Genomic DNA, 22,695 nt, shown 5'->3' on the forward strand with positions numbered 1-22,695 from the left:
AAGAAAGAAAGTGGGCCTCGTCAGAAATCCATGCCGCCRCCGCCTGGCATCGGCGGGGCGGGAATTTCCTTCTTCGGCTTCTCGGCCACCATCGCCTCGGTGGTGACGAGCAGGCCGGCTACGGAAGCGGCGTCCTGCAGCGCCGTGCGAACGACCTTGGCGGGATCGATCACGCCTTGGCCGAAGAGGTCGCCATACTCGCCGGTCTGGGCGTTCCAGCCATAGCCGAACTCAGGCTTCTCGCGAACCCTGCCCACGATAATGGAGCCTTCCGCCCCGCTGTTTTCGGCGATTTGGCGAGCGGGAGCTTCGATGGCGCGCCGCACGATCTCGACACCGGTCCTCTGGTCGGGGTTGTCGAGAACGACATGGTCGAGCGCCCTTGCTGCCCTGAGTAGTGCCACGCCGCCACCCGGCAAGACACCTTCCTCGACCGCCGCGCGAGTGGCGTGCAGCGCGTCGTCGACGCGGTCCTTACGCTCCTTGACCTCGACTTCGGTCGATCCTCCGACACGGATCACCGCGACGCCGCCGGCGAGTTTGGCCAGGCGCTCCTGCAGCTTCTCGCGGTCATAGTCGGAGGTGGTGTCCTCGATCTGCGCCCTAATTTGAGCAACGCGGCCGTTGATTTCGTCCTTATGGCCGGCACCGTCGACAATGGTGGTGTTTTCCTTCTCTATCTCCACCTTGCGAGCGCGGCCGAGCATTTCCAGCGTAACATTCTCCAGCTTGATGCCGAGATCCTCGCTGATGRCCGTGCCGCCGGTGAGGATGGCGATGTCCTCCAGCATGGCCTTGCGGCGGTCGCCGAAGCCCGGAGCCTTGACGGCGGCGACCTTCAGCCCGCCGCGCAGCTTGTTGACCACCAGCGTGGCCAAAGCCTCGCCCTCGACGTCCTCGGCGATGATCAGCAGCGGCTTGCCCGACTGGACCACGGCCTCCAGAACCGGCAGCAGCGCCTGCAGGTTGGAAAGCTTCTTCTCGTGGATCAGCACATAGGGCTCTTCGAGCTCGACGCGCATCCTGTCCTGGTTGGTGATGAAGTAGGGTGAGAGATACCCGCGGTCGAACTGCATGCCTTCGACGATTTCGAGCTCGGTCTCGGCCGTCTTGGCTTCCTCGACGGTGATGACGCCTTCGTTGCCGACCTTTTCCATGGCCTCGGCCAGGAAGCGGCCGATCTCGGCATCGCCATTGGCCGAGATGGTGCCGACCTGGGCGATCTCGTCGTTTCTGGTGATCTTGCGGGCGTTGGTCTTGAGTTCGGCGACCACCGCATCCACCGCCTTGTCGATGCCGCGCTTCAAATCCATCGGGTTCATGCCGGCCGCGACTGCCTTGGCRCCCTCGGTCACGATCGACTGCGCCAGCACCGTGGCGGTGGTGGTGCCRTCGCCGGCGATGTCGCTGGTCTTGGACGCGACCTCGCGCACCATCTGCGCGCCCATGTTCTCGAATTTGTCCTCGAGCTCGATCTCCTTGGCGACGGTGACGCCGTCCTTGGTGATGCGCGGGGCGCCGAACGACTTGTYGATGACGACGTTGCGGCCCTTCGGACCGAGCGTCACTTTCACCGCATTGGCGAGAATGTCGACGCCGCGCAGCATTCGCTCGCGGGCATCAGAATGAAATTTCACTTCCTTTGCAGCCATTGGTTCACTCCTGTGAATAGGCAGTTCTTGTCGACTGTTTGTGTCGGTCAGTTTCGGTCACGCGGCTTGCCTGGCTGAGGCCGGAACCTCGATCACACCCAAGATGTCGCTTTCCTTCATGATGAGCAGGTCTTCGCCGTCGAGCTTGATGTCGGTGCCGGACCACTTGCCGAACAGGATGCGGTCGTCRACCTTCACGTCGAGGGGGGTGAGCTTGCCGCTCTCATCGCGAGCGCCTGGGCCGACGGCGATGACTTCACCTTCCTGCGGCTTTTCCTTGGCCGTGTCGGGGATGATGATGCCGCCGGCCGTCTTTTCGCCGGCCTCGATGYGACGGACGAGTACGCGGTCATGCAATGGACGGAACTTCATGTCGTTCTCCTTTTGGACAAACAGATTGCAAGAGACTCCCCGGACCCGGCCCCTCAGGGCCATCCTGGGTTCGCGCGACTTTTGCGGCATGGCGCGCGTGCCGAACTGGTTTTGCTCCTTTCACGTTTCAAGAGATGGACTGACTCAGGATTTCCGACCATCATGGYCCCGGTGATTTTCCCGGTGGGACGCTCGAGGTTTGTCGCGTAAGCGCTGGACCAAGGTTCGGGCCGGCACCATGCTAGGCACTGCGCAAAAGGGTATTTGGYGCGTATTGCGTCTGGGGCCGGGATAGCTGTCAGATGTACATCACAACAGGCAGGCCGGATTGAACGTGCGGCAAGTCATCGACGAAGACGCATCCGCTTTCCCATTTAACAGATGGAAGTGTCTTCTCGCGGCCGCAAGGATACGTCTTGGTATCCCTGCGAGCATCAATACTTAGCATATCGTTTTCGTTTACATCAAATGCGAACGCTAATGTCGACACCATAAGAAAAGCTGCTGTTGCTATGACACTTTCCATCGTCCTGCTCCATTCCGTGTTTGTTTTTGTGACATTCAATAAAAATCCAATCGAACACGCGTTATATTTCTTATAACGTCTTCACATGTTAAACGGCAGAGAGCAAACGTCATGCCAGATGCAGCGATGGCTTAAATTTCAATTAGTTACCAATTCTCCGCGCCTTGTGGGTAAAGCGGCGTCGGCATTTTTGTCGAATTCCTTGCAGGAATTTGACGGGAACCGGTCGATATTTCCTTCATATATTAGCTGTCAGCACGCCGAAGGGGCGAGATGCCTCATCGGACGTTCGCGAGCCGGAAGTCACGGTTGGCGACGCGAGTGGCAACAGCCATGCTCAAGCATGCTGACCGACGTGGACTGATGCGGATCAAAAAGCCAACGGACGATTCCGTTGCGCGCGAATAATCGGAACCAGAACCTGACCCGGCCGACACCACATCGGTTCGATCCAGACAAACGAGCCGGGGTCGCTGGTCGCGCCCAGCGGGCGTTTTCACAGTGGGGGCGCCGGACTTACGCGAGGGGTTTCCGCGCCGTGGCTCCGACCTTGGGAACCTGGCGGCGTGGYATTCGCGGGTCGGTCGAACAGGCTGTCCTTGAAGGTCACAAGCTCCTCAGAAATTGAAGAGCTTTCATGCCGCAAGCCTCTCATCGACAATTTGCGACAGGTGCTTTGACATTGTGCGAGGCGCGACAAATGCCGGACATGCGCCACTCGATTGACATGCGTCTAAAGAGTTTTCTTTGGCACGCATGTTGCTTCGAGTGTCGCTAAACGCGTCTCGCGGAGAGTGTTTCAATGTTCGCACCATGCTGCCTGCTGGGATCAGGCCGTACCGTAGGACCTCCCGATGCAGAAGAAGYAAGCGGCCGCACTGCAAGCAATGGCCGGGCAAAGGGCTGCACAGGCACTTTGCCACAACCATCCTCTCGCCTGGAGACCAACTGTGCAGTCGGTCCAACCTAGCCAATTTTAGGACGTCCGCGACCAACCCGAAAATCAACACAAAGGAGAATCTGCCGATGCGGCGAGTGCTTATAACCTATGTCGCGCTTTGCGGTCTGTCAGCGAGTGCGGCCGCTGCCGACGGCGCGGTGTTCGCCGACCCGACAGTGCGAGCCGACGCAGCGGCCCCGGTCTTTTCATTCGAGGGCGGGCTACGCTATTGGTACAGTAACGGCGAAGCATCGAAGGAACTTTACAACGTCGACGGCGCGGAGATGGTGTCGCGGCTCACATACAACGATCTCGATGCCCTATCGGGCGAAGTCTTCCTCAACGCGACCCACGATCCGACTGGCATCTTCGTCAAGGGCTTCCTCAGTGCGGGCGGGATCCCCAAGGGTTCTCTTACCGACGAAGATTTCGTGCACCCCTCTTTGTCCATCAAATCCTATTCGAGCACGTTGTCGGATCAGCACAACGGTCGCATCACGTATTTCACCGCCGACCTCGGATATAATTTCTGGAACACGCCGCGCTACCGCATGGGTGCTTATGTCGGATACAATTTCTGGAACGAGAGCTACCATGCCATCCATTGCGCGCAGCAGGCGGCCAATCCGGGGATTTGCGTACCAGCCATTACGAACAATWTGGGCGTCATCAGCCAGGATAACGATTGGCATTCGCTGCGACTCGGCCTGGCCGGGGAGACGCAACTCACCGAACGACTCAGCCTTTCCGGTGACGTCGCAGTGCTGTTCACGCAGCTTGACGGCAAGGATCAGCACCATCTGCGCCCAGAGATCAATCCGATTCCCGAGGACGGGAACGGGAATGGCGTCCAATTCGAGGCAATGTTGAACTACAAAGTCACGGATTTGTTCAACATCGGCTTCGGCGGCCGCTACTGGCGCGCGTCAGCTATTGGCGCCGCTCATTTCGAGGAGACGCCGGGCGGTGGTAGCCCGGCGATCCAGCATTGGGAGGTTGAACGCTACGGCGTGTTCGGCCAGGCTAGCATCAAGTTCAACTGAGAAAGCACCGCCAGCGCCAAGTTGCCGTTGGACAATCGCAGTCCTGTTGGATGATCAAACGCAGCCGATTTCGCAGCAGGCTGAGTCCGGCGAACGAGTACGGCAGCCGTGAGGCTCGTGTGCAAACGCACACGCCTTTAAACCCAGTCACCGTAGCCGGACGAAGGATTGTAACACGGGCARCCAAGCAGAGCGCCTGCCCTGCGAGGTCAAAGGCGCTCGACACGTTGGCAGCGCCCGTTCTCGGGCGTTCGCAGTCGTRCTGGTTCCCTGCACTCATGCCTCGTTAAGGCGAGYCGGTCGAGAAAAGCAACGAATGYGACAGCAACCGCGTACCGCGAAGCGGTGCTGCCGCCCGTATGCGAACAAGACCGTTTTCGATCCCCTCGTCCTTGGCCTTCAGTTGAGTCGAGAAAACGGCAATGACGCTTATGGCCTGGGCCTCACCGCAAGGTTCACATGCCCAGTCTCGCTCATGACCATTATGTCAACGTCGTGCGGCACCCACCTGACGTACCGAGCGGTGTCACCGCATGATGTCTCATTCATCGAAGCTCACAACAAACAAAAGCTGTCGCCTTTGAACGATACCTGTCGCGTATCGAACACGCGAACCATCCAACTCCTGGCGTTTTTCGTGCGCGGCTTGATCTCAAGGCAAAATGAGAAGGGAGCGCGAACCAAGGTCCGCCGGCAAATCGAGCGTCAAGCCGCAGCTGCATCGCCAGGATGGCACATCACTTGCGTATGCAACTGTGGAAGTCGTTGTGAGGGTCTCCCACAACTGGCGGATCTAACTTTGGCGGTTGRCTCAAAAAGGGTGGATTCACAGTGCTGTATTGCAGAAATTCACATATTAATAAATGCCAATATTATTTGCTAAATATGATTTAGCTTCATCGCCTTTGTTGTTTGGCCGTTGCCATGACTGGTTCGTCGCGCTGCGGATGGCGCAGCGCATTGCGCCTCATTTTTAGATCGCAGGGACAAGCGGAGGGTCCGCTCTTCGACGTCCTTCCTCTTTTATATGTTTGAACGGAGATCAAATGAACTTCACGAGTCTTCTTCTCGGCTCAGCTGCGACCCTCATTGCCGTTTCCGATGCCCGCGCCGTCGACGCCGAGCCAGACGCGGGCGAATACGTCAAGATCTGCGACGTCTATGGCRCAGGCTTCTTCTATATCCCAGGCACCGAAACCTGCCTGCGCATCGGCGGCTATGTCCGCTATGACATCGCCTTGGGTGACGTCGGCTCGTTGGATGGGGYAAAGGCAACCGACCACGAGGACGGCAGCACCAATGCAACCTGGAAGAAGAATGCCCGCTTCACGGTGAAGACCTGGACGAACCGGGAAACCGAGTTCGGCACGTTGAAGACCTATACCGAAACCCACATGGATTTTGGTAACCTCAACGATTATTCGGATCCGGGCAGTACTCAAAACTATGCCTCCAATAGAGATCTCAGCCTGACTTTCGCCTGGGTTCAGCTTGGCGACCTTCGAATCGGTAAGGACTGGTCCGCCTTCGACATGTTTATTGGCTATCCCGGCAACGTGCTCAATCAGACGCTCGTCCCCTACGGTGATCTCGAAACCAACGTCATCCAGTACTACTTTGACGCCGGTGACGGCTTTTCGGCCGTGGTCTCGCTCGAAGAAGGCGAAGGCGTGGCCGRCACCATCGATAGCTACGTACCGCACGTGGTCGGCGGYCTGAAATACACGCAACAGTGGGGCGCGATCACCGGTGTTGCTGCTTATGATAGCAACTACGGATCGGTCGCCGGCAAAGTCCGCGTCGACGTCAATGTCGCCAACGAGCTGTCGCTATTCGGAATGTTCGGCTACGGCTCCAATGGCAAGCTCAACGACGATTCCACTAACGCAATCGACGCTCACGGCCGCGGCTTCTACAAAACCTGGGGCGGCAACTGGGCTTTCTGGGCCRGCGCCACTTACAAGTTCAACGAGACGACTTCGTTCAACCTTCAGGTCTCGGGTGATCAGCTCAAGAACTATGGTGTCGCTATGAATGTCGCCTATACGCTCATTCCAGATTTCACGGTCACTGCCGAGGTCGACTATGACCACTGCGGCGACTTCGGGGTCGGCATGGTGGATCCTTCCAACGTGAACTGGACTAACGCTGACAAAAACAACAGCGTCGGCGGCATCCTGCGTTTCCAACGCTCGTTTTAAAGGACGAAGAGTTGCATCCGCTTAATTGAGCGCCGCAAGGCGAGATTGGAAGCCTCTACCACAGGYCGGATGACGTTCGAGATCCGGACATGGGGCGATTCTGCGGGCGACATTCATGCTCGGGCGCTCATACCGCGGGATGCATGAGCCTGTCGATCCTGCAAGGAAGTCCAGCGTCGCCGTCGGCTCAGATACGTCGTTGCACGTGGGTTCGTCACCGATCCGCCGCATGGCGGCGTTCGACCGTGGGGAATCCCGACCCGTCCAGCATTACTGAAACCAAGTTGCCCTCCGAAGGCAGAGATCCCAACTTCTTGTCGGGTGCGCCATTTTTATACCGCCGCAGGGTCCAGCTTTATCAGGTAGTTTGGTGCCAAATACTCGAACGAAGCGTCCGCCTGTTCAAACACCGCCTTGATCATCGCGGTTACCGCATTCTGAACCGGCCCATCCCCTGCGATAAAGTCATGTGCATGGTCTATCCCAATCTCGGATATTGCCTTTTCGTGACCGGCCTTGGATTTTAGTAACGTGGCGGCGCGGTGGACGAAGCCGCCCTGGGCCTGGGCAATCCCGTCGGTTATTTCGACGATACCACCCGGACCTTCGGACCTAATGAATAAGGCCGATTTGCCTTCATAGTTTGCAGGGTCGCCATTACCACTCTGAGCGGAAGCGGCATACGCGGTGAGGAACCGTGTCGCGAACTCGGTCAGTTCCTTGTCCTTCATCTGAGGTTTGATTCTTTCCGCGGTCATGCACATCCATCCGATCAACCGGCGCAAACAGCCTCTAGCCACGGTTCAACACCGCCGTGAGTTGAGCCACTAGTTTCTCACGGGCTTCATGCGGGAGCTTGTCTAAATTCATCTGCTTCCACCGCACGGCTGGCAGCGCTTCAGCACCGTCCACGTTCAGCAGCGACCAATCAGGTTCGCCACGCTTAAATCCAATTAGGAAGTCTTTGTGATCCTTTGGCATGCTTCCCACTACGGTAGCGATTAACATTTCGCGTGCGGTCAACAAATCAACAAGAGCCACAGGCTCTGCCGTCATGCCATCGAACCCTTGCTCGAACTCCTTCGCAATGTCTTTGCGGCGCGGGACAATGACCTCTGAAATCGGCCTGTCATGGCTGATGAGATAGACAACGAAGGCGCGGCGCAGATCATCATCGATCCCTTCGTTTGCCAGCAGATCGCGAATATCGAAGAGATCACGCGGGTGCTGCCGGTCGAGCGCCGCCATTATTTTGCCCGCGTAGAGATCGGAAAATGAGACGACATGTGTTTCGGCATATCCGAAGGCGGCTTCCACGGCGGGTGATACTGAGCGCACGGTTGGTTCAAAGACGCAGCCGCGCAAGACCGGGGTGACTTCGATCTTAATCTGCGCATCGGGTCTTTGAACCGTCAGCTTGGTCACGATCTTTTCGCGGACATTCTCCACTTCAGTTACCCGCAGTCCGYGCAGCGCGGCGCGAATCGCTGTCGCTACGCGTTTCATTGCAGCGTCGATTGCAGCCAGTGACTCCGGTCTTGGCGCGACAGGCAGATAGGTCAGATCGATATCAACAGACAGGCGCGGCATATCCCGCACGAAAAGGTTGATGGCTGTTCCGCCTTTCAGGGCAAATTCTTTTTCACCGGCCACGAATGGCATGACCTCGACGAGCAGTGCCACCTGGCGCTGATATTGTTCAGACAGGGGCACCGATATCCTCCGGTATTGTTATGAGATATTTCGGATCGAGCTTTCCGCCCTTGACGAGCATACGTTTGCCCGTGCCGAGATCGAGGGAACCGCGATCTATCTGGTTGAGCCAGACATGATTGTGCCGCTCGGCAAACCAGAAAAATAGYCGCTTGACCTTAACGCTCTTGCAGTCGGCAAGAAGGCTTTGGAGCCGTTTCGGACTTAATGTACGCAGGCCGTCGACGAGCATATCAACTTGGTGAAAGCTCTCGCGGTTTGGCAACTCGTCCAGCAATTCGAGCAGCGCACGTTCGGTCGTCGAGACTTTCATAGGCCAGTCTGACGATCCCGGTAGCTCGCGTATCGAGCCAGTAGCCGATTTGAACAGAACCTGTGAGCGATGAAACCGGAACGTCTCTTTCAGGGGAAGTTTTGCAAGCCAGCTGGGGGGCGCCTTGGTGCCATATAGATGTATCTTCGAGAGGCCGGACGCTGACACGTAGTGGCTGAATCCCTGAAGATCTAGGGCGGTGCGCCCGCCTACGATCAGATCGCTTCCGAGCAGCTTTTGCAGAGATACCATGACCYTTTCCCAGGTCAATTCGCCAAGGGGCCGCTTGTAGGTGCCACGCGCCGGCTGAACCAGCCATCCCGCCGAGACGTATTGGCTGCGCAGGCTGGTTGAATAGCCGTGACGCTCCATCCAGCCCGCATCGACAATGAGGCCCTCGGGTAAGGTGCGTTCTAGCTGGTTTAGCTTTCCGTCATTTTGCTTAATCATACTTAGTAAAATAGCACATATTCAAACCAAACTCAAGGTTTGCAAATTCCGCTATTTGCGTAGCCATACTTAGTAAAAACCAATAACTTCAAACCAGCTTTCCCTATGGGCCCCCTCTCCCGCGCCGATAGTCTTTTGGCCGGGTCTGCTTTCGCGATGGCGGCGAGCGTGCTGGTCAGATATGCTAAGGATCGACGGCACTAATGCAGATTTATGCCGACCGTCGAACTATGCCGAGCGCCTCTTCTGATGGGGACGGTCCGCGCGCGCTCCCGGCCAGTCCCAGCGGGGAAATGGTGGTCGACACTCGGCACAGTTCTCATTCTCAAAGGGCATACAGGAATTCCGCAAGCCGGTCGTTTGCTCGAAATCGCTCGGCCTTGACGCGTTCGTACGGCCTCAGCTTGCGAGGGCGGWTTCCTTCAGTTCAAGATGTGCATGAAAATACGTCAGCGCCGTTTCGATCGCCTTATGGCGCCAGCCACAGGGCAATGACAGAGCAATCGACGCCCGCCCCTGTAGCAACTCCATGGCAGCGCTGTGTCTCCTATGTCTCGATCGATATAGGAGACACACCTGTGCCATGCACACGCTGCAGGCGACCGGGATGTCCGTAAGGTCTCGCTCTGGCTCGGACGCGCCAGCCTCCAAAGCACGGAAATCCACCTGCGGRCCGACCCGACCGAGATGCGCCGACAACCCAGATGACGCAGTATTTCCGGGCAATGGCGACGTCCCGAGCGCCCTGAAAAATCGTGACCGTCAAAATCGGTCTCGCCAACGCTAGGCGGTCAGTCAGGTAGGAAACCGCTTTGCCGGGAACCTCAGCCGTCGAGGTGGCGAAATATGCGAAGGCTGCGAAAAACTTCGGCTGCACCGCCAGTCCGAGCCTCGAACCGACCGGCTTGGCATTCACGAATTCGATGTCGGCAAACGAAAGGCTCCATTCCTTGGCCAGCGACCCGGGCGAAACACGCAGATCTCAGGAAGGTTCTAGAATCCATTTTCGGCAAAGTCTGGCTTGGAGCATCAATTTTCAGGGAGTAGGTTCATTTTTCATATCCCTGGCCGGTTTGAACAGGAATTCGAGAGAAGAGCCCAATTTTCATGGCGGCGGCGCCCGCACGCCGAATTCCTCTATGCCTGCGTTCCACGAACCATCGAACGGGATCTTCCCAACGAAACCGCGTTCTGCAGCGCTACGATCAGTTCCGGCAACATGGGGATGCCTTTATCGACATGCCCGAGCGGCTGATCGATCTGCTCTTCCGTTTCCTCTACCAGAACGGCGGCCAGCTATCGAACCGCGCCCGCGAAAAGGAATTCGCCGCGCTGACGAATGACGAGGCAGAGCGGATCGAGGAGATCTACGCGCAAACCTTTGGTGCCGATTGAAGGCGTGATCATCGCAAGCACCGAACTTTCAGTCCGGTGATTTGACAATCTTCTTATCCCTTCCCCGCCCTCTACTCGTGCGCGCGATTTGTCGCCGCCTTATGCGCGAACYTTTCCCGCAGTTTGATCAGCAGCCGATCAGCGCCGCGGTCTGCCCGCTGCCTGAAGGCGCTTGACAAAGCGGCGCTGGCCCGGTCAATTCGCAAGCATTCACCAGGGGAGTCCCGGCAAGGGGCTGAGATACTGCTGGCTTTGCGGCGCAGTGACCCGTTGAACCTGATCCAGTTCATACTGGCGTAGGGACGGTGCAAGCGCTTTGCGGGCGTTCATGCCCGAAGACTGTCTCAAGCAGGTCGACCAAAAGCGTCTTTTCATCCTTCCGGCACAGAACTGGGTCTCCAATGCAACGAGCAAAGGAGCCTCAAATGAATGCCTTGACCCCGACCGTGTCGACCGGGCCGTTGCCGGCTTCGCGGAAGATCCACAAATCCGGCATCCTTCATCCGCAGATCAGGGTGCCGATGCGCGAGATCGCGGTCCACCCGACTGCCGGCGAGCCGCCGGTGACGGTCTACGATCCGTCAGGCCCCTATACCGACCCCGCGATCGGAACCGATATCGAGAAGGGTCTTGCCCGGCTTCGGCAGGACTGGATCGCAGCGCGCGGCGATGTCGAATCTTATGACGGCCGCCATGTCAGGCCGGAGGACAACGGATTTGCGGCAGGCGAGCGTCTCACGCGGGAATTTCCGATCCGCAACCGTCCACTGAGGGCCAAAGCCGGCAAGGYCGTCACCCAGCTCGCCTACGCGCGCGCGGGCATCATCACCCCCGAGATGGAATTCGTCGCCATCCGCGAAAACCTCGGCCGCGAGATCCTGCGCGGCACGCTGCAACAGGACGGCGAGGCGTTCGGCGCATCGATCCCGGATTTCGTCACGCCGGAATTCGTGCGCGACGAGGTAGCGTGCGGCCGTGCGATTATTCCCGCCAACATCAACCATCCCGAGAGCGAGCCGATGATCATCGGCCGCAATTTCCTGGTGAAGATCAACGCCAACATCGGCAATTCCGCCGTCACCTCCTCGATGGCCGAAGAAGTGGAAAAGATGGTCTGGGCGATCCGATGGGGCGCCGACACCGTCATGGATCTGTCGACGGGGCGCAACATCCACAACATCCGCGAATGGATCGTGCGCAACGCCCCGGTGCCGATCGGCACGGTGCCGCTTTACCAGGCGCTGGAAAAGGTCGGCGGCATTGCCGAGGACCTGAGCTGGGAGGTCTATCGCGACACGCTGGTCGAACAGGCCGAGCAGGGCGTCGACTACTTCACCATCCATGCCGGCGTGCGGTTGCATTACATTCCGCTGACCGTCGACCGGGTCACGGGCATCGTCTCTCGCGGCGGCTCGATCATGGCGAAATGGTGCCTGCACCATCACCGCGAAAGCTTCCTCTATGAGCATTTCGAGGAGATCTGCGATATCGCCAGAGCCTATGACGTCTCCTTCTCGCTCGGTGACGGCCTTCGTCCCGGCTCGATCGCCGATGCCAATGACCGGGCCCAATTCGCCGAACTGGAGACGCTTGGCGAACTGACGAAGATCGCCTGGGCAAAGGACTGCCAGGTGATGATCGAGGGCCCCGGCCATGTGCCCATGCACAAGATCAAACAGAATATGGACAAGCAGCTCGCCGTCTGCGGCGAAGCGCCTTTCTACACGCTGGGGCCGCTGACGACGGACATTGCGCCGGGCTATGACCACATCACATCCGGCATCGGCGCGGCCATGATCGGCTGGTTCGGCACGGCCATGCTCTGCTACGTGACGCCGAAGGAACATCTCGGCCTGCCGGATCGAAACGACGTCAAGACCGGGGTGATCACGTACAAGATTGCTGCACACGCAGCGGATCTTGCCAAGGGGCATCCCGCGGCGAAAATCCGCGACGACGCGCTTTCGCGGGCACGGTTCGAGTTCCGTTGGGAAGACCAGTTCAACCTGTCGCTCGATCCCGAGACGGCGCGCTCGTTCCACGACGAGACCTTGCCCAAGGAAGCGCACAAGCTGGCCCATTTCTGCTCGATGTGCGGGCCGAAATTCTGCTCCATGCRCATCYCCCACGACATTCGCGCGGAAGCGCAGAAGGAGGGGATGGCGGCAATGGCGCAGAAATATCGCGCAGGCGGCGATCTCTACATGCCGGTCGAAACGCCCGGAGCGGAAGAACAGGCTTTGGCGCAGAAAGACCAGGAGAGGCACTGAGCCATGTGCCGCGTCCTTGTCAAAGGCGCCGGTGTGGCAGGCCTCACCGCCGCCCATGAATTGGCCGCGCGTGGTGCGTCGGTCACGGTTGCCGAAATTCGCAGCCGGATAGGCGGCAATGCCTCCTGGCTCGCCGGCGGCATGCTCGCCCCCTGGTGCGAAGGCGAAAGCGCCGAGGAGGCGGTTGTCACGCTCGGCATAACTTCGGCCGACTGGTGGGAAAGGGCACTGCCCGGACTCGTGACAAGGGCCGGCACTCTCGTTGTCGCCCATGCGCGCGACGCCTCCGAGCTTGCCCGCTTTGCGGCTCGTACGCGCAATTGTCAGTCCGTCGACGAAGAGGCGATTGCCACCCTCGAACCCGATCTTGCCGGCCGCTTCCGCCAGGGACTCTTCTTTGCCGGTGAAGCTCATCTCGATCCCCGGCGGGTTCTCGAAGCCCTCGCCGGCAAGCTCCGCGCCATGGGCGTCGTATTTCTCCTCGAGGCAGGCGAAATTGCCTGTTCCGACTTCGATCAGGTGATCGACTGCACGGGCATCGCGCGAAGCGACGACGACCTGCGCGGCGTGCGCGGTGAAATGCTGCTCCTGCGCACACGTGATGTCTCGCTTGCCCGGCCCGTGCGTCTCCTCCATCCGCGCCATCCGATCTATATCGTGCCGCGGGCCGATCATCACTTCATGGTCGGTGCGACCATGATCGAAAGCGACCACGATGGGCCGATCACCGCCCGTTCGCTGATGGAGCTCCTCAACGCGGCCTACGCACTGCATCAGGCGTTCGGCGAGGCTGAAATCGTCGAGACAGGAGTGGGCGTGCGTCCCGCCTATCCCGACAATCTGCCGCGGGTGGAGCGTTGGAAGGACAGCACGATCACGATCAACGGTCTTTACCGGCACGGTTTCCTGCTTTCACCTGCTATGGCTCAGCAGGCTGCCAGCCTTCTCTTCAATGCATCTGCCGACAATTGATCTGTCGGCTTGGAGTCTAAAAATGAAGCTGATCGTCAATGGTGAAGCGCTTGAGGTGGAGGCGACGACGCTCGCCGCCCTTTTGAAGGAGCTTGACTACGAGGGCGGCTGGCTCGCCACCGCGCTCAACGGCGACGTCGTGCCCGCGGCCGAACGGGCGGAATGCCGGGTGAGCGAGGGCGACCGGATCGAAATCCTGTCGCCCATGCAGGGAGGCTAGCCGATGTTTGATCTTCTCGGGACAAATCTTGTCTCGCGCCTGCTGCTGGGCACCGCCCAATATCCTTCGCCGGCGATCCTTGCCGAAGCGGTCAAGGCATCGGGCACCTCGGTGGTGACCGCCTCGCTGCGCCGGGAAATGGCAGGCGGCAGGGGCGGCGAACAATTCTGGTCGCTGATCCGCTCGCTCGGTGTGAGGGTGCTGCCCAACACCGCCGGCTGCCATTCGGTCAAGGAAGCCGTGACGACCGCAAAGATGGCGCGCGAGGTCTTCGGCACGTCCTGGATCAAGCTCGAGGTGATCGGCAACCACGACACGCTGCAGCCCGACGTGTTCGGCTTGGTCGAGGCCGCACGCATCCTTAGCGAGGACGGTTTCGACGTATTCCCCTATACCACCGACGACCTCGTCGTCGCCGAGCGGCTGCTGGAGGCAGGCTGCAAGGTCCTGATGCCGTGGTGCGCGCCGATCGGTTCGGCGCTCGGACCGATCAACATCATGGCGCTGCGCGCGCTGCGCGGGCATTTCCCCGACGTTCCGCTGATCGTCGATGCGGGGCTCGGACGGCCGTCGCACGCGGCAACCGTCATGGAGTTCGGCTTTGACGCCGTGCTCCTCAACACGGCGGTCGCCAAGGCTGCCGATCCGGTGGGCATGGCGCGGGCTTTCAGCAAGGCGGTCGATGCCGGTCGCGAAGCCTTCTGTTCGGGGCTGCTCGAGCCGCGCRACGTCGCCGTGCCATCGACGCCTACAATCGGCAAGGCGGTATTTTCATGAAGCTCGATCCCTTCTACCTGATCGTCGACAGCGCCGCCTGGATCGAGCGGCTGGTGCCGCTCGGCGTCAGGCTGGTGCAGCTTCGCATCAAGGACATGGGCGAGGACAGGCTGCGGGCGGAAATCCGCAAGGCAAAGGCCTTGTGCGCACGACATGACTGCCAGCTCATCGTCAACGATCATTGGCACCTCGCGATCGAGGAGCGCTGCGACTTCGTCCATCTCGGCCAGGAGGATCTGCAAACCGCCAACCTCCAGCAGATACGAGCGGCCGGCATCAGGCTCGGACTGAGCACCCACGATCATGCCGAACTGGAAACGGCGCTGGCAGCCAGGCCCGACTACGTAGCGCTTGGTCCCGTCTATCCGACCATCCTGAAGAAGATGAAATGGGCGCCGCAGGGGCTCGAAAGGGTTCGCGCCTGGAAGGACGCCGTCGCACCCATTCCGCTGGTCGCCATCGGCGGTCTCAATCCCGAGCGGCTTGATGGTGTTTTCGAGGCCGGAGCCGACAGCGCGGCGGTGGTGACGGACATAACGCTGAACCCAGATCCCGAAGCGCGCACCGCGCAATGGATCGAAAAGACGGAGGAATGGCGCTGAGTCAAAACCTGAATGTGCTTGTCGTTGGCGGATCGGATTCTAGCGGGGGTGCCGGAATTGCGCGCGATATCGAAACGATCTCTTCAATCGGCCTGCGCACTTGCGTTGCTGTTACCGCCGTAACGGTGCAGACGCACCACGCCGTCGGGCATATCCGTCACATGCAACCCGGCCTGGTGGCCRATCAAATGCGGGCGGCGTTGCAGGCCAACGCGGTGGCGGCCATCAAAATCGGCATGCTCGCAACTGCGCAGATCATCGCTGCCGTCGCCGCCGTGCTGCGCGAAAATCCGCGCACGCCGGCAATCCTCGATCCGGTGCTGGCTTCCTCGTCAGGCAGGCCGCTGCTGGAATCGAGTGCGATCGACGTCATGAAGCGTGATCTCATGYCGCTTTGCCGCTTGGTCACGCCCAACCTCATTGAGCTGGCGGTGCTGACCGGCTCGGAATTGGCCGCGGGCGACGATGACGCGCTGCGGCAGCAAAGGCGATTGCTTGCGGAAGGGCCGCAGGCGCTGCTCATCAAGGGCGGCCACGCGGAGGGGCCGAGCTCCACRGATATCCTGTTGAGCCGCGGCCGGGAACCCATCCGCTTCGACATGCCCAGGCTTGCCGGATCGATGCGCGGCACTGGCTGTATCCTGGCCAGCGCGATAGCGGCGTATCTGGGGATCGGGGATTCGATYGAGAAAGCCGTGCTCCAGGCCAAGCTTCTTGTCTTCGAAAAGATTTCGAAGAACCCCGTGTGAGGATCGKGCTCGCAATAGTCGCCCCTGCTTCGCCTCGAAGGATTACGGTCGCCGGCCCGTTGCCTCATGACGAAAGCATCTGGATCCAGACCGCTTTTGTGGCTCTGGTTCGTCGATTGGTGAATGATTCTCGGTTCGGCCGACAATAAGCGGCGGGAGCTAGACGTGCAGTCCTCGAGCATGATGGTGCATCGTCAAACCTCAGTCGTAAGGCTGAGGATGCCCTATGGCAAATGTTCTTCACGGCAGCGCCCATACGACGCCGGTTTTGGAGCCGACCGCAATCGCTGTCCTAAACGATACAAAAGTGGCGGCGATCCTTGAGGTTCGCAGAATTTGAGCAAGGTGGCGGGCGTATATTGAGCTCCTGAGCTGGCACCGAGGTTGGCAGGCACTCCTGATCAATGATGGCCACRCCCCAGGACTTCCAATCGGATCATATCCTGTATGATGCCGCCTGCCGCTTCCTCGTCGGCCTCAATGCCACTGACTAGGATACCGTCAGACTGAACTGTCGTTGCCCTCCGCACCGCGCGCCAATAGCGGCCCGCTCGGAACTGGCACCCTTCGTCAGCATTGCGCCCATGCCGACTTAGTTTTGCTCATTTCCCGTATCAATAGGTGGACTCATTGATCGATCCCGATGACGCCGCCAGCCCGAAGTCGCAAAATCCAGCGTTCGAAGGAACCTAGGTTTCAAGTTCACGCCTGAGCGACGACTGCGCAGACCTGCAGAGAGAGACAATTGGACGAGCACAACCCCAAGGAAGAACCGATCGAGACCGTATTCCGGAACGGCACGATCACCGTCGTCGGCATATTGCTGGCGTTTTCGCTGGGTTTCGTCACACATTGGGCGGCAAACCCGGTTCCGTGGCGACTTTACGACCTGTTCGCAGTGGTCCCAATCCTGGTCGGCATAGCCTCGCAGATGCGGGCGCTGTCGCTGTTGCTCGACATGAGTTCACTGCGACGCCACGTCTACGAACGGGCCAACCGCATTTTCATGGCCGGCCTCATCCTGACTGCATGCGGCGTCGGGCTGGCAATTCTRCTTGACGTCGTCGAAGTGGCGTCTATGGGCACGCTGCCTGGAGCGTAACGAAGGCACCACCATCAAGCGCTTTCACGCCTTATGCGTTCATCTCAGCGCGGTTGCGACTGCTGGCCCGATCTTGTCGAGCACGTCTTCAAAATCAAAAAGCCGCAGGCCCGTACCACGATCGATGCGCTTCGAAGCAAGGTGTTATTGGCATTCTTCCATCCCTACCATGTTGCCCCATTGGTTTGAAACTATGCGACGGTGCCCCATTGGTTTGAAACCAGGCGACGGTGCCCCATTGGTTTGAAACCATGCGAGTCGGCCCATCTTGAGCGGCATCTCGGGGAGCAGACATTGCAACAGTTTCTTCAAAGAAATTCATAGACTCTTAGCAAACCGAAATCGCGAAGAATGGTAGGTTTATCTCAACATATCAGGCCAGCCAGAGGACTCAAAACCGCGGTCCTTCCTATTCTGCGACCGCCGAACCGCACGAAATCTAGAACTAAAGGCAATAGCAAGAAGAGCTCCCGTCATGGTTGCTCCAACTCAATCACTGTCGGTTCGAAAAAATTGCATGCGTGGAAATAAGTACGCATCCACGCGACCGTCGAAAGCGTCCGGCCTGCGATATAAGCAGCGAGACAATTTCGGTTCGAAAGTTGCTGGTCTGCGGAGAACGCCCAATGACAAATTCAGTGCAACGAGTGTCCATTCTTTCCATGCGGTTTGATGCAGAACAATGATGACACTGGTCAGTCGCCTACGGGCGGCAGCGCATTTTGATCGTCTTCGAATCCTGGGCCTTTGCGCGCATGCGGATCTAACAGTTTGCGAGCTGGCAGACATTTTGGATCTGCGTCACGATCGCGTTGTGCGACACGTCCGGCTACTCGCCAGAGCCGACTTTCTTTGCTGCGACGAACAGCGCCCGTGGCGCTCCTACCAACTCAAAACAGGAGATAAGGACGACGGTCTGGTCCAATTGCTAGTCGATCTCCTGCCCCACTGCGATGGCCATCATGAACGAGACCTACAACGACTCGAAGCGATACAAAACGAGCAGCCGAAGGGGACAGCCTGCTTGATCGAAAAATAAATCGACCCAATTGGAGCGCGAGCATATGATGGATAACTCTACCGAGCGCGCCATCGCGCAGCCGGACTCTTATGGGCGCTCTTCCTTAGCCTCGGTTGATAGCTGCGTTCACGAACTGCTCTTGAGACAAGAGCGACAGGAGCGCACGACGCTCAAACTAATCGCTTCTGAGAACTTTGCCTCCTCGGCAGTGCTCGAAGCGACCGGGTCGATTTTCACAAACAAGTACGCCGAGGGGTACCCCGGTGCGCGCTACTATGCGGGAAACGAGATCGTCGATGAGCTTGAGAACCTCGCCATCGAGCGCTTGAAGAGGCTATTTGGAAGCGAGCACGCCAACGTCCAGCCCTATTCCGGCTCGCCGGCCAATCAGGCTGTCTATCGCGCGCTTTTGAAGCCCCGCGACAAAGTCATGGGCTTGCCCATTCCGGAAGGCGGTCATCTGACCCATGGTTGGRCTATCAACTTTTCCGGAACCRACTACCGACGAGTCCCCTATGGGCTAYACGAAAAGACCCAGCAAATTGACTATGACCTCTTGCGCGACACAGCTAAGCGGGAACGGCCGCGGCTCATTTGGATCGGCGGAACTGCTTATCCGCGTGTCTTTGACTACGCGGCAATGGCAGAAATTGCTCTGGAGGCGAACGCCTATCTCGTGGCCGACATTGCCCACATCAGCGGCCTGATTGCGGCAGGAGTTCATCCGAATCCCGTGCGCCATTGCGACGTCGTCAGCAGCACCTCTCATAAGTCGATCCGCGGCCCCCGCGGTGGATTCATTTTGTCGAAGAATGAGGACCGTTATCAGGCGCTCTGTCATCCCAAAAGCAAATACAATCTCGCCAGGCGGATTGATCGCGCGGTCTTCCCTCACCTGCAGGGCGGGCCACATATGAATGTTGTCGCTGCGCTAGCAGTCGCCTTACAGGAAGCGGCGACTCCGGCATTTCGTGTCTACGGGCAACAGACCGTCAAGAACGCCAAGGCTCTGGCCCAGGCGCTGCTTGAGCGAGGTTATGACCTGGTTACCGGCGGGACCGACAATCACATGCTCATCCTTGACCTGCGCGATCGACCACTGTCGGGCAAGGCCTATGCCGAGCGATTATCAAAGGCAGGCATCATTACGAACTTCAATATGGTGCCGGGGGATCCGCGCGATCCGGCGGTTACAAGCGGAATTCGCTTGGGGTCGCCAGCAGTGACGTCAATGGGCATGCGCGAGGGGGAAATGGCGCAAATCGCTGCCTTTATTGACCTGGTCTGTCGCCAGCCCAACGATCCGGATGTTCATGCCAGCGTGCGAAAAGACGTCGCYGACTTATGCGCTGCGTTCGAGGTCCCGGGCATCACCGACAGGTAAAGCGGGCTAAGAAAAATGCCCATGCAAACTCCAACACCCGAAGCGAGGCATTTCATGGCTAGGCAGTTCGTTTTCTCTTCCGAATCGGTTGGCGCGGGACACCCGGATAAGCTCGCCGACAACATCTCGGACGCAATTCTCGACGCAGTCTTGCGCTTCGATCCGAAGGCACGCGTGGCTTGTGAAGCCCTGGTGAAGACATGTGAAGCCTTGGTGAAGACAGGAACCGTCGTTCTGGCTGGCGAGATTACCAGCGATGTGACGGTCGACTACGGCCAAGTGGCTCGTGATACGATTGTTGATATTGGATACGACGATGAGGCGGTTGGCTTTGACGGCCGGCGTTGCTCCGTCATTCATGCCMTCACCGAGCAGTCGCCCGACATCAGCCAAGGGGTTGACGAGGGTCGAGGGCAGGATCTCGAACAGGGAGCGGGAGATCAGGGCCTCATGTTCGGCTATGCATGCCGCGAGACCGATACTTTGATGCCGTTGCCGATCCAACTCGCCCACGGCTTGACGAAAAGACAGGCGGATGTCCGCAAGGCCGGACAGCTAAGCTGGTTGCGCCCTGACGTGAAATCCCAAGTCTCCGTGCGTTATGAGGGATTGCGCCCCGTCGCCCTGGATACCATCGTCGTGTCGACGCAACACAATGAGCAGGTTTCGCAAGAGACGGTTCGCGAGGGGGTCATTGAGGARATAATAAAGCCGGTCCTGCCGACCGACCTGGAAACGAAAGACATCAGAATTCTGGTCAACCCAACAGGGCGGTTCGTGGTCGGCGGGCCCCGCGGCGACTGCGGCCTTACCGGACGTAAGATCATCGTCGATTCCTATGGCGGAATGGGACGTCACGGCGGCGGCGCCTTTTCAGGCAAGGACCCATCCAAGGTTGACCGCTCGGCTGCCTATGCCGCCCGATATGTCGCGAAGAATATAGTGGCAAGCGGACTCGCGGACGTCTGCGAGGTGCAGCTTGCTTACGCGATCGGCGTGGCCAGTCCGGTTTCTGTCATGGTCAATACTTTCGGGACAGCAAGGGTCGAGGAAAGAAGGATCGAGCAGCTCATTCCTGAGTTGTTCGACCTCAAACCGAAGGGCATTATCAAGATGCTTGATCTGTTACGCCCGATTTACCGCAAGACTGCGACCTATGGTCATTTCGGTCGCGAAGAGCCCGAGTTTACCTGGGAGAGGACTGACAGAGCCGACGACTTGCGGCGCGAGGCAGGGCTCGCCGCACCTTGAAATCCGGCGCCAAAAGGACGCTGCAACATCCGTCTATGACAAGACTTCGGCCGGCCGRCATGGAAGAAAGCCGGGGTCCGTTGGCGGACCAAGAAAGCCATCGATGGTGAATTGTGACCTGCTTTAAATCGGCGAGCCATTGTCGAAATCATCGCGCACGACGCGGATTTTCCCGAAAGCAATGCGCTGGCAAGTCGCGATGATCCTCGTCGACACCCTGCGCGCCGAGCTGCTGATTTGTGAGCGTCACGATGCAGCCCGCATCTGACCTGCCTCTGTCGACCAACTACTCAACGGTGCGGGGCTCGTGACGCTTACGGTGATTTTTGCAACGCTCTTTGCCGTGGCAAGTTGCCGCCGCAACACTGACGCATAGTCTGTCGCCTCGGGCAGCCAACTCGCCCAAGGGTCTTTTCCGATCATTTAGGAAACGGATACGTCTCATCCAAACAATCGATTTTACCAATCCAGGAGAACCCCGCATAGTCCGCTCCCGCGATGCCCCGCGTACCGACGCAATAATCACCGCTGAATGCGCACGAAAAGCAAGTTGCATGACCGCTTCGTGCAATTGGTACTTTCTGCGCGGATACAAATTCGGGTGCCGACCTCGAATTTATCGGGCCRTGCCGGAGATCTACTAACGATTGGATTCGCCCTGATGACGAAAATGACTGCCTCGATGTTCCGACCTGAAGCTCGCGCAGCTTGAACGATTCGCCGGAGCAAACAAATGCAAATTCTCGATTTTAATCATATATCGCAGATCTTCGTGGACTCGCTCGAGCTGGTGGTGGTCTTCGCCACCATCTGCGCCGCGCTGGAGTTCACCTTCCCGGYCTATCGATACAGTCTTGCCTCATACGCTCGAGGCGTGCGGAATTGGCTTATTCGGCTCGGATTGGGTGCGTTTGTTTGGCACTTCTTCGCTGTTGGTCTGGCGTGGCTAGGAGTAAAGCCGCTGGTAACGATCAACTTCGCAACGTTGCTCCACTCTGACAACGCAATCGTCAGCAGTGGATTGGCGGYCCTTTCCGGCGTTTTAGTCGCGATTGCTGGCGATTTCTTTTACTATTGGATGCACCGGGCTCAGCATGCTGTTCCATTCCTCTGGCGGCTTCACGCTACGCACCATTCGATCCGCGAATTGACGGCATGGAATTGCAATCATCACATCTCCGAACCACTCGTTTACGCGGCGCTGGTAGCACTGCCACTCGCTGTGATCCATTTTGAATCTGGCGTGGTGCCCATCGTTGCCATGACGCTGATTACGTTCCAGGCCCATCTTTCGCACTCCAGTACCCGCATCAATCTTGGGCCGCTTCGCTATATCATTGGCGACAACAAATTCCACYGCATCCACCACTCGATGGAAGCGGATCACCGGCACCGAAACTATGGGTTTTTCACAACCCTCTGGGATACGGTTTTTCTAACGGCATACTGGCCAAAAAAGAATGAGTGGCCGGAGGTTGGCATGCGAAACCAGCCCGAGCCGCTGACCGTGCGGGATTACATTATGTTCCCATTCGATCGACGTCGCTGGCGTAAACCAAAAGTCGGAAATGCTGTGGAGGCCAGGGATTAGACGAATGAAGGCTTACGCTCGTGTCTGACTGTTCGAGGCCAAAAAGCCATCCATGGTGCATATCTGGAACATCCCACAGACGCCCGACAAGCGTCCCCCTAACAAGGACTGTTGCGCCCGAGCGGCAGCAGAGTAGGGAATTTTCCTATCG

20 protein-coding genes and 1 riboswitch are annotated in these 22,695 nt (G+C 58.6%); of the genes, 14 read left to right on the top strand and 6 right to left on the bottom strand.

From position 1 onward, the window contains the following. Positions 1-20: 20 nt before the first annotated feature. The 3 genes from groL to LCM4576_RS36275 all read right to left on the bottom strand — a co-directional run bounded on the left by groL (position 21) and on the right by LCM4576_RS36275 (position 2,550). Positions 21-1,652: a chaperonin GroEL gene (gene groL, locus LCM4576_RS11940; RefSeq protein WP_071032281.1), complete on the bottom strand. Its 1,632-nt coding sequence runs from the start codon at positions 1,650-1,652 to the stop codon at positions 21-23. 57 nt (positions 1,653-1,709) lie between these two features. After that, entirely contained in the window at positions 1,710-2,024 is a 315-nt protein-coding gene (locus LCM4576_RS11945; protein ID WP_071032282.1) for a co-chaperone GroES, read from the bottom strand. 298 nt (positions 2,025-2,322) lie between these two features. Then, positions 2,323-2,550 (bottom strand): hypothetical protein, encoded by a 228-nt coding sequence (locus tag LCM4576_RS36275; protein ID WP_131614343.1) that lies wholly within the window; start codon positions 2,548-2,550, stop codon positions 2,323-2,325. Between the two features lie 1,026 nt (positions 2,551-3,576). Between LCM4576_RS36275 and LCM4576_RS11950 the strand changes: the two genes are divergently transcribed. Next, on the top strand, positions 3,577-4,533 hold the full coding sequence (locus LCM4576_RS11950; RefSeq protein ID WP_071032283.1) for an omptin family outer membrane protease: 957 nt from the start codon (positions 3,577-3,579) through the stop codon (positions 4,531-4,533). A gap of 1,046 nt (positions 4,534-5,579) precedes the next feature. Continuing rightward, positions 5,580-6,734 carry a porin gene (locus tag LCM4576_RS11955; protein WP_071032284.1) on the top strand — a complete coding sequence of 385 codons (1,155 nt, stop codon included), beginning with the start codon at positions 5,580-5,582 and terminating at the stop codon, positions 6,732-6,734. 332 nt (positions 6,735-7,066) lie between these two features. On the opposite strand, the gene LCM4576_RS11960 is transcribed toward LCM4576_RS11955, so the two are convergent. The 3 genes from LCM4576_RS11960 to LCM4576_RS11970 are packed head-to-tail and all read right to left on the bottom strand — an operon-like array spanning position 7,067 to position 9,210. Continuing rightward, complete coding sequence (locus LCM4576_RS11960) at positions 7,067-7,492, bottom strand: hypothetical protein (protein ID WP_131803242.1); 426 nt, start codon at positions 7,490-7,492, stop codon at positions 7,067-7,069. Positions 7,493-7,526: 34 nt separating this feature from the next. Beyond that, on the bottom strand, positions 7,527-8,447 hold the full coding sequence (locus LCM4576_RS11965) for a nucleotidyl transferase AbiEii/AbiGii toxin family protein (protein ID WP_198540234.1): 921 nt from the start codon (positions 8,445-8,447) through the stop codon (positions 7,527-7,529). After that, positions 8,434-9,210, bottom strand: a complete 777-nt coding sequence (locus tag LCM4576_RS11970) for a type IV toxin-antitoxin system AbiEi family antitoxin domain-containing protein (RefSeq protein WP_071032285.1) — start codon at positions 9,208-9,210, stop codon at positions 8,434-8,436. The genes LCM4576_RS11965 and LCM4576_RS11970 overlap by 14 nt, the downstream gene beginning before the upstream one ends. Before the next feature lie 1,107 nt (positions 9,211-10,317). Between LCM4576_RS11970 and LCM4576_RS36280 the strand changes: the two genes are divergently transcribed. From LCM4576_RS36280 to LCM4576_RS12020, 12 genes are all read left to right on the top strand, one after another. Further along, the gene (locus LCM4576_RS36280; protein ID WP_131803243.1) at positions 10,318-10,605 is read left to right on the top strand and encodes a hypothetical protein; all 288 of its coding nucleotides are present in this window, start codon (positions 10,318-10,320) and stop codon (positions 10,603-10,605) included. 205 nt (positions 10,606-10,810) lie between these two features. Continuing rightward, positions 10,811-10,926: riboswitch (TPP riboswitch) on the top strand. A 104-nt stretch (positions 10,927-11,030) separates the two neighbouring features. After that, complete coding sequence (thiC, locus tag LCM4576_RS11975; RefSeq protein WP_071032286.1) at positions 11,031-12,875, top strand: phosphomethylpyrimidine synthase ThiC; 1,845 nt, start codon at positions 11,031-11,033, stop codon at positions 12,873-12,875. Between the two features lie 3 nt (positions 12,876-12,878). Beyond that, positions 12,879-13,847, top strand: a complete 969-nt coding sequence (gene thiO, locus LCM4576_RS11980; protein ID WP_042646645.1) for a glycine oxidase ThiO — start codon at positions 12,879-12,881, stop codon at positions 13,845-13,847. A 22-nt stretch (positions 13,848-13,869) separates the two neighbouring features. Beyond that, positions 13,870-14,067: a sulfur carrier protein ThiS gene (thiS, locus tag LCM4576_RS11985; protein WP_042646647.1), complete on the top strand. Its 198-nt coding sequence runs from the start codon at positions 13,870-13,872 to the stop codon at positions 14,065-14,067. Positions 14,068-14,070: 3 nt separating this feature from the next. Beyond that, positions 14,071-14,844 (top strand): thiazole synthase, encoded by a 774-nt coding sequence (locus tag LCM4576_RS11990; RefSeq protein WP_071032287.1) that lies wholly within the window; start codon positions 14,071-14,073, stop codon positions 14,842-14,844. Next, positions 14,841-15,446, top strand: coding sequence for a thiamine phosphate synthase (locus tag LCM4576_RS11995; RefSeq protein WP_042646650.1), 606 nt, complete (start codon positions 14,841-14,843; stop codon positions 15,444-15,446). Before LCM4576_RS11990 ends, LCM4576_RS11995 begins: the two co-directional genes overlap by 4 nt. Next, positions 15,437-16,195: a hydroxymethylpyrimidine/phosphomethylpyrimidine kinase gene (locus tag LCM4576_RS12000; protein ID WP_071032288.1), complete on the top strand. Its 759-nt coding sequence runs from the start codon at positions 15,437-15,439 to the stop codon at positions 16,193-16,195. The genes LCM4576_RS11995 and LCM4576_RS12000 overlap by 10 nt, the downstream gene beginning before the upstream one ends. A 745-nt stretch (positions 16,196-16,940) precedes the next feature. After that, positions 16,941-17,297, top strand: a complete 357-nt coding sequence (locus tag LCM4576_RS12005; protein WP_042646654.1) for a hypothetical protein — start codon at positions 16,941-16,943, stop codon at positions 17,295-17,297. A gap of 1,067 nt (positions 17,298-18,364) precedes the next feature. Beyond that, complete coding sequence (gene glyA / locus LCM4576_RS12010) at positions 18,365-19,702, top strand: serine hydroxymethyltransferase (protein ID WP_071032335.1); 1,338 nt, start codon at positions 18,365-18,367, stop codon at positions 19,700-19,702. A gap of 54 nt (positions 19,703-19,756) precedes the next feature. Continuing rightward, positions 19,757-20,953, top strand: a complete 1,197-nt coding sequence (metK, locus tag LCM4576_RS12015) for a methionine adenosyltransferase (protein ID WP_071032289.1) — start codon at positions 19,757-19,759, stop codon at positions 20,951-20,953. A 139-nt stretch (positions 20,954-21,092) separates the two neighbouring features. Further along, a complete protein-coding gene (locus LCM4576_RS37500) occupies positions 21,093-21,221 on the top strand; it encodes a hypothetical protein (RefSeq protein WP_274534962.1) in 129 nt (42 codons plus the stop codon). 465 nt (positions 21,222-21,686) lie between these two features. Further along, on the top strand, positions 21,687-22,544 hold the full coding sequence (locus LCM4576_RS12020) for a sterol desaturase family protein (protein ID WP_071032290.1): 858 nt from the start codon (positions 21,687-21,689) through the stop codon (positions 22,542-22,544). Positions 22,545-22,695 lie beyond the last annotated feature (151 nt).

The sequence above is a fragment of the Mesorhizobium sp. LCM 4576 genome, from assembly GCF_001854815.1.
Classification (GTDB): domain Bacteria; phylum Pseudomonadota; class Alphaproteobacteria; order Rhizobiales; family Rhizobiaceae; genus Mesorhizobium; species Mesorhizobium plurifarium.

Excerpts from the sequence above, each read along its gene's own strand:
- LCM4576_RS36275 (WP_131614343.1), bottom strand. The coding sequence starts at position 2,550 with ATGGAAAGTGTCATAGCAACAGCAGCTTTTCTTATGGTGTCGACATTA.
- LCM4576_RS11960 (WP_131803242.1), bottom strand. The coding sequence starts at position 7,492 with ATGACCGCGGAAAGAATCAAACCTCAGATGAAGGACAAGGAACTGACC.
- LCM4576_RS36280 (WP_131803243.1), top strand. The coding sequence starts at position 10,318 with ATGGCGGCGGCGCCCGCACGCCGAATTCCTCTATGCCTGCGTTCCACG.
- thiO (WP_042646645.1), top strand. The coding sequence starts at position 12,879 with ATGTGCCGCGTCCTTGTCAAAGGCGCCGGTGTGGCAGGCCTCACCGCC.
- thiS (WP_042646647.1), top strand. The coding sequence starts at position 13,870 with ATGAAGCTGATCGTCAATGGTGAAGCGCTTGAGGTGGAGGCGACGACG.
- LCM4576_RS11995 (WP_042646650.1), top strand. The coding sequence starts at position 14,841 with ATGAAGCTCGATCCCTTCTACCTGATCGTCGACAGCGCCGCCTGGATC.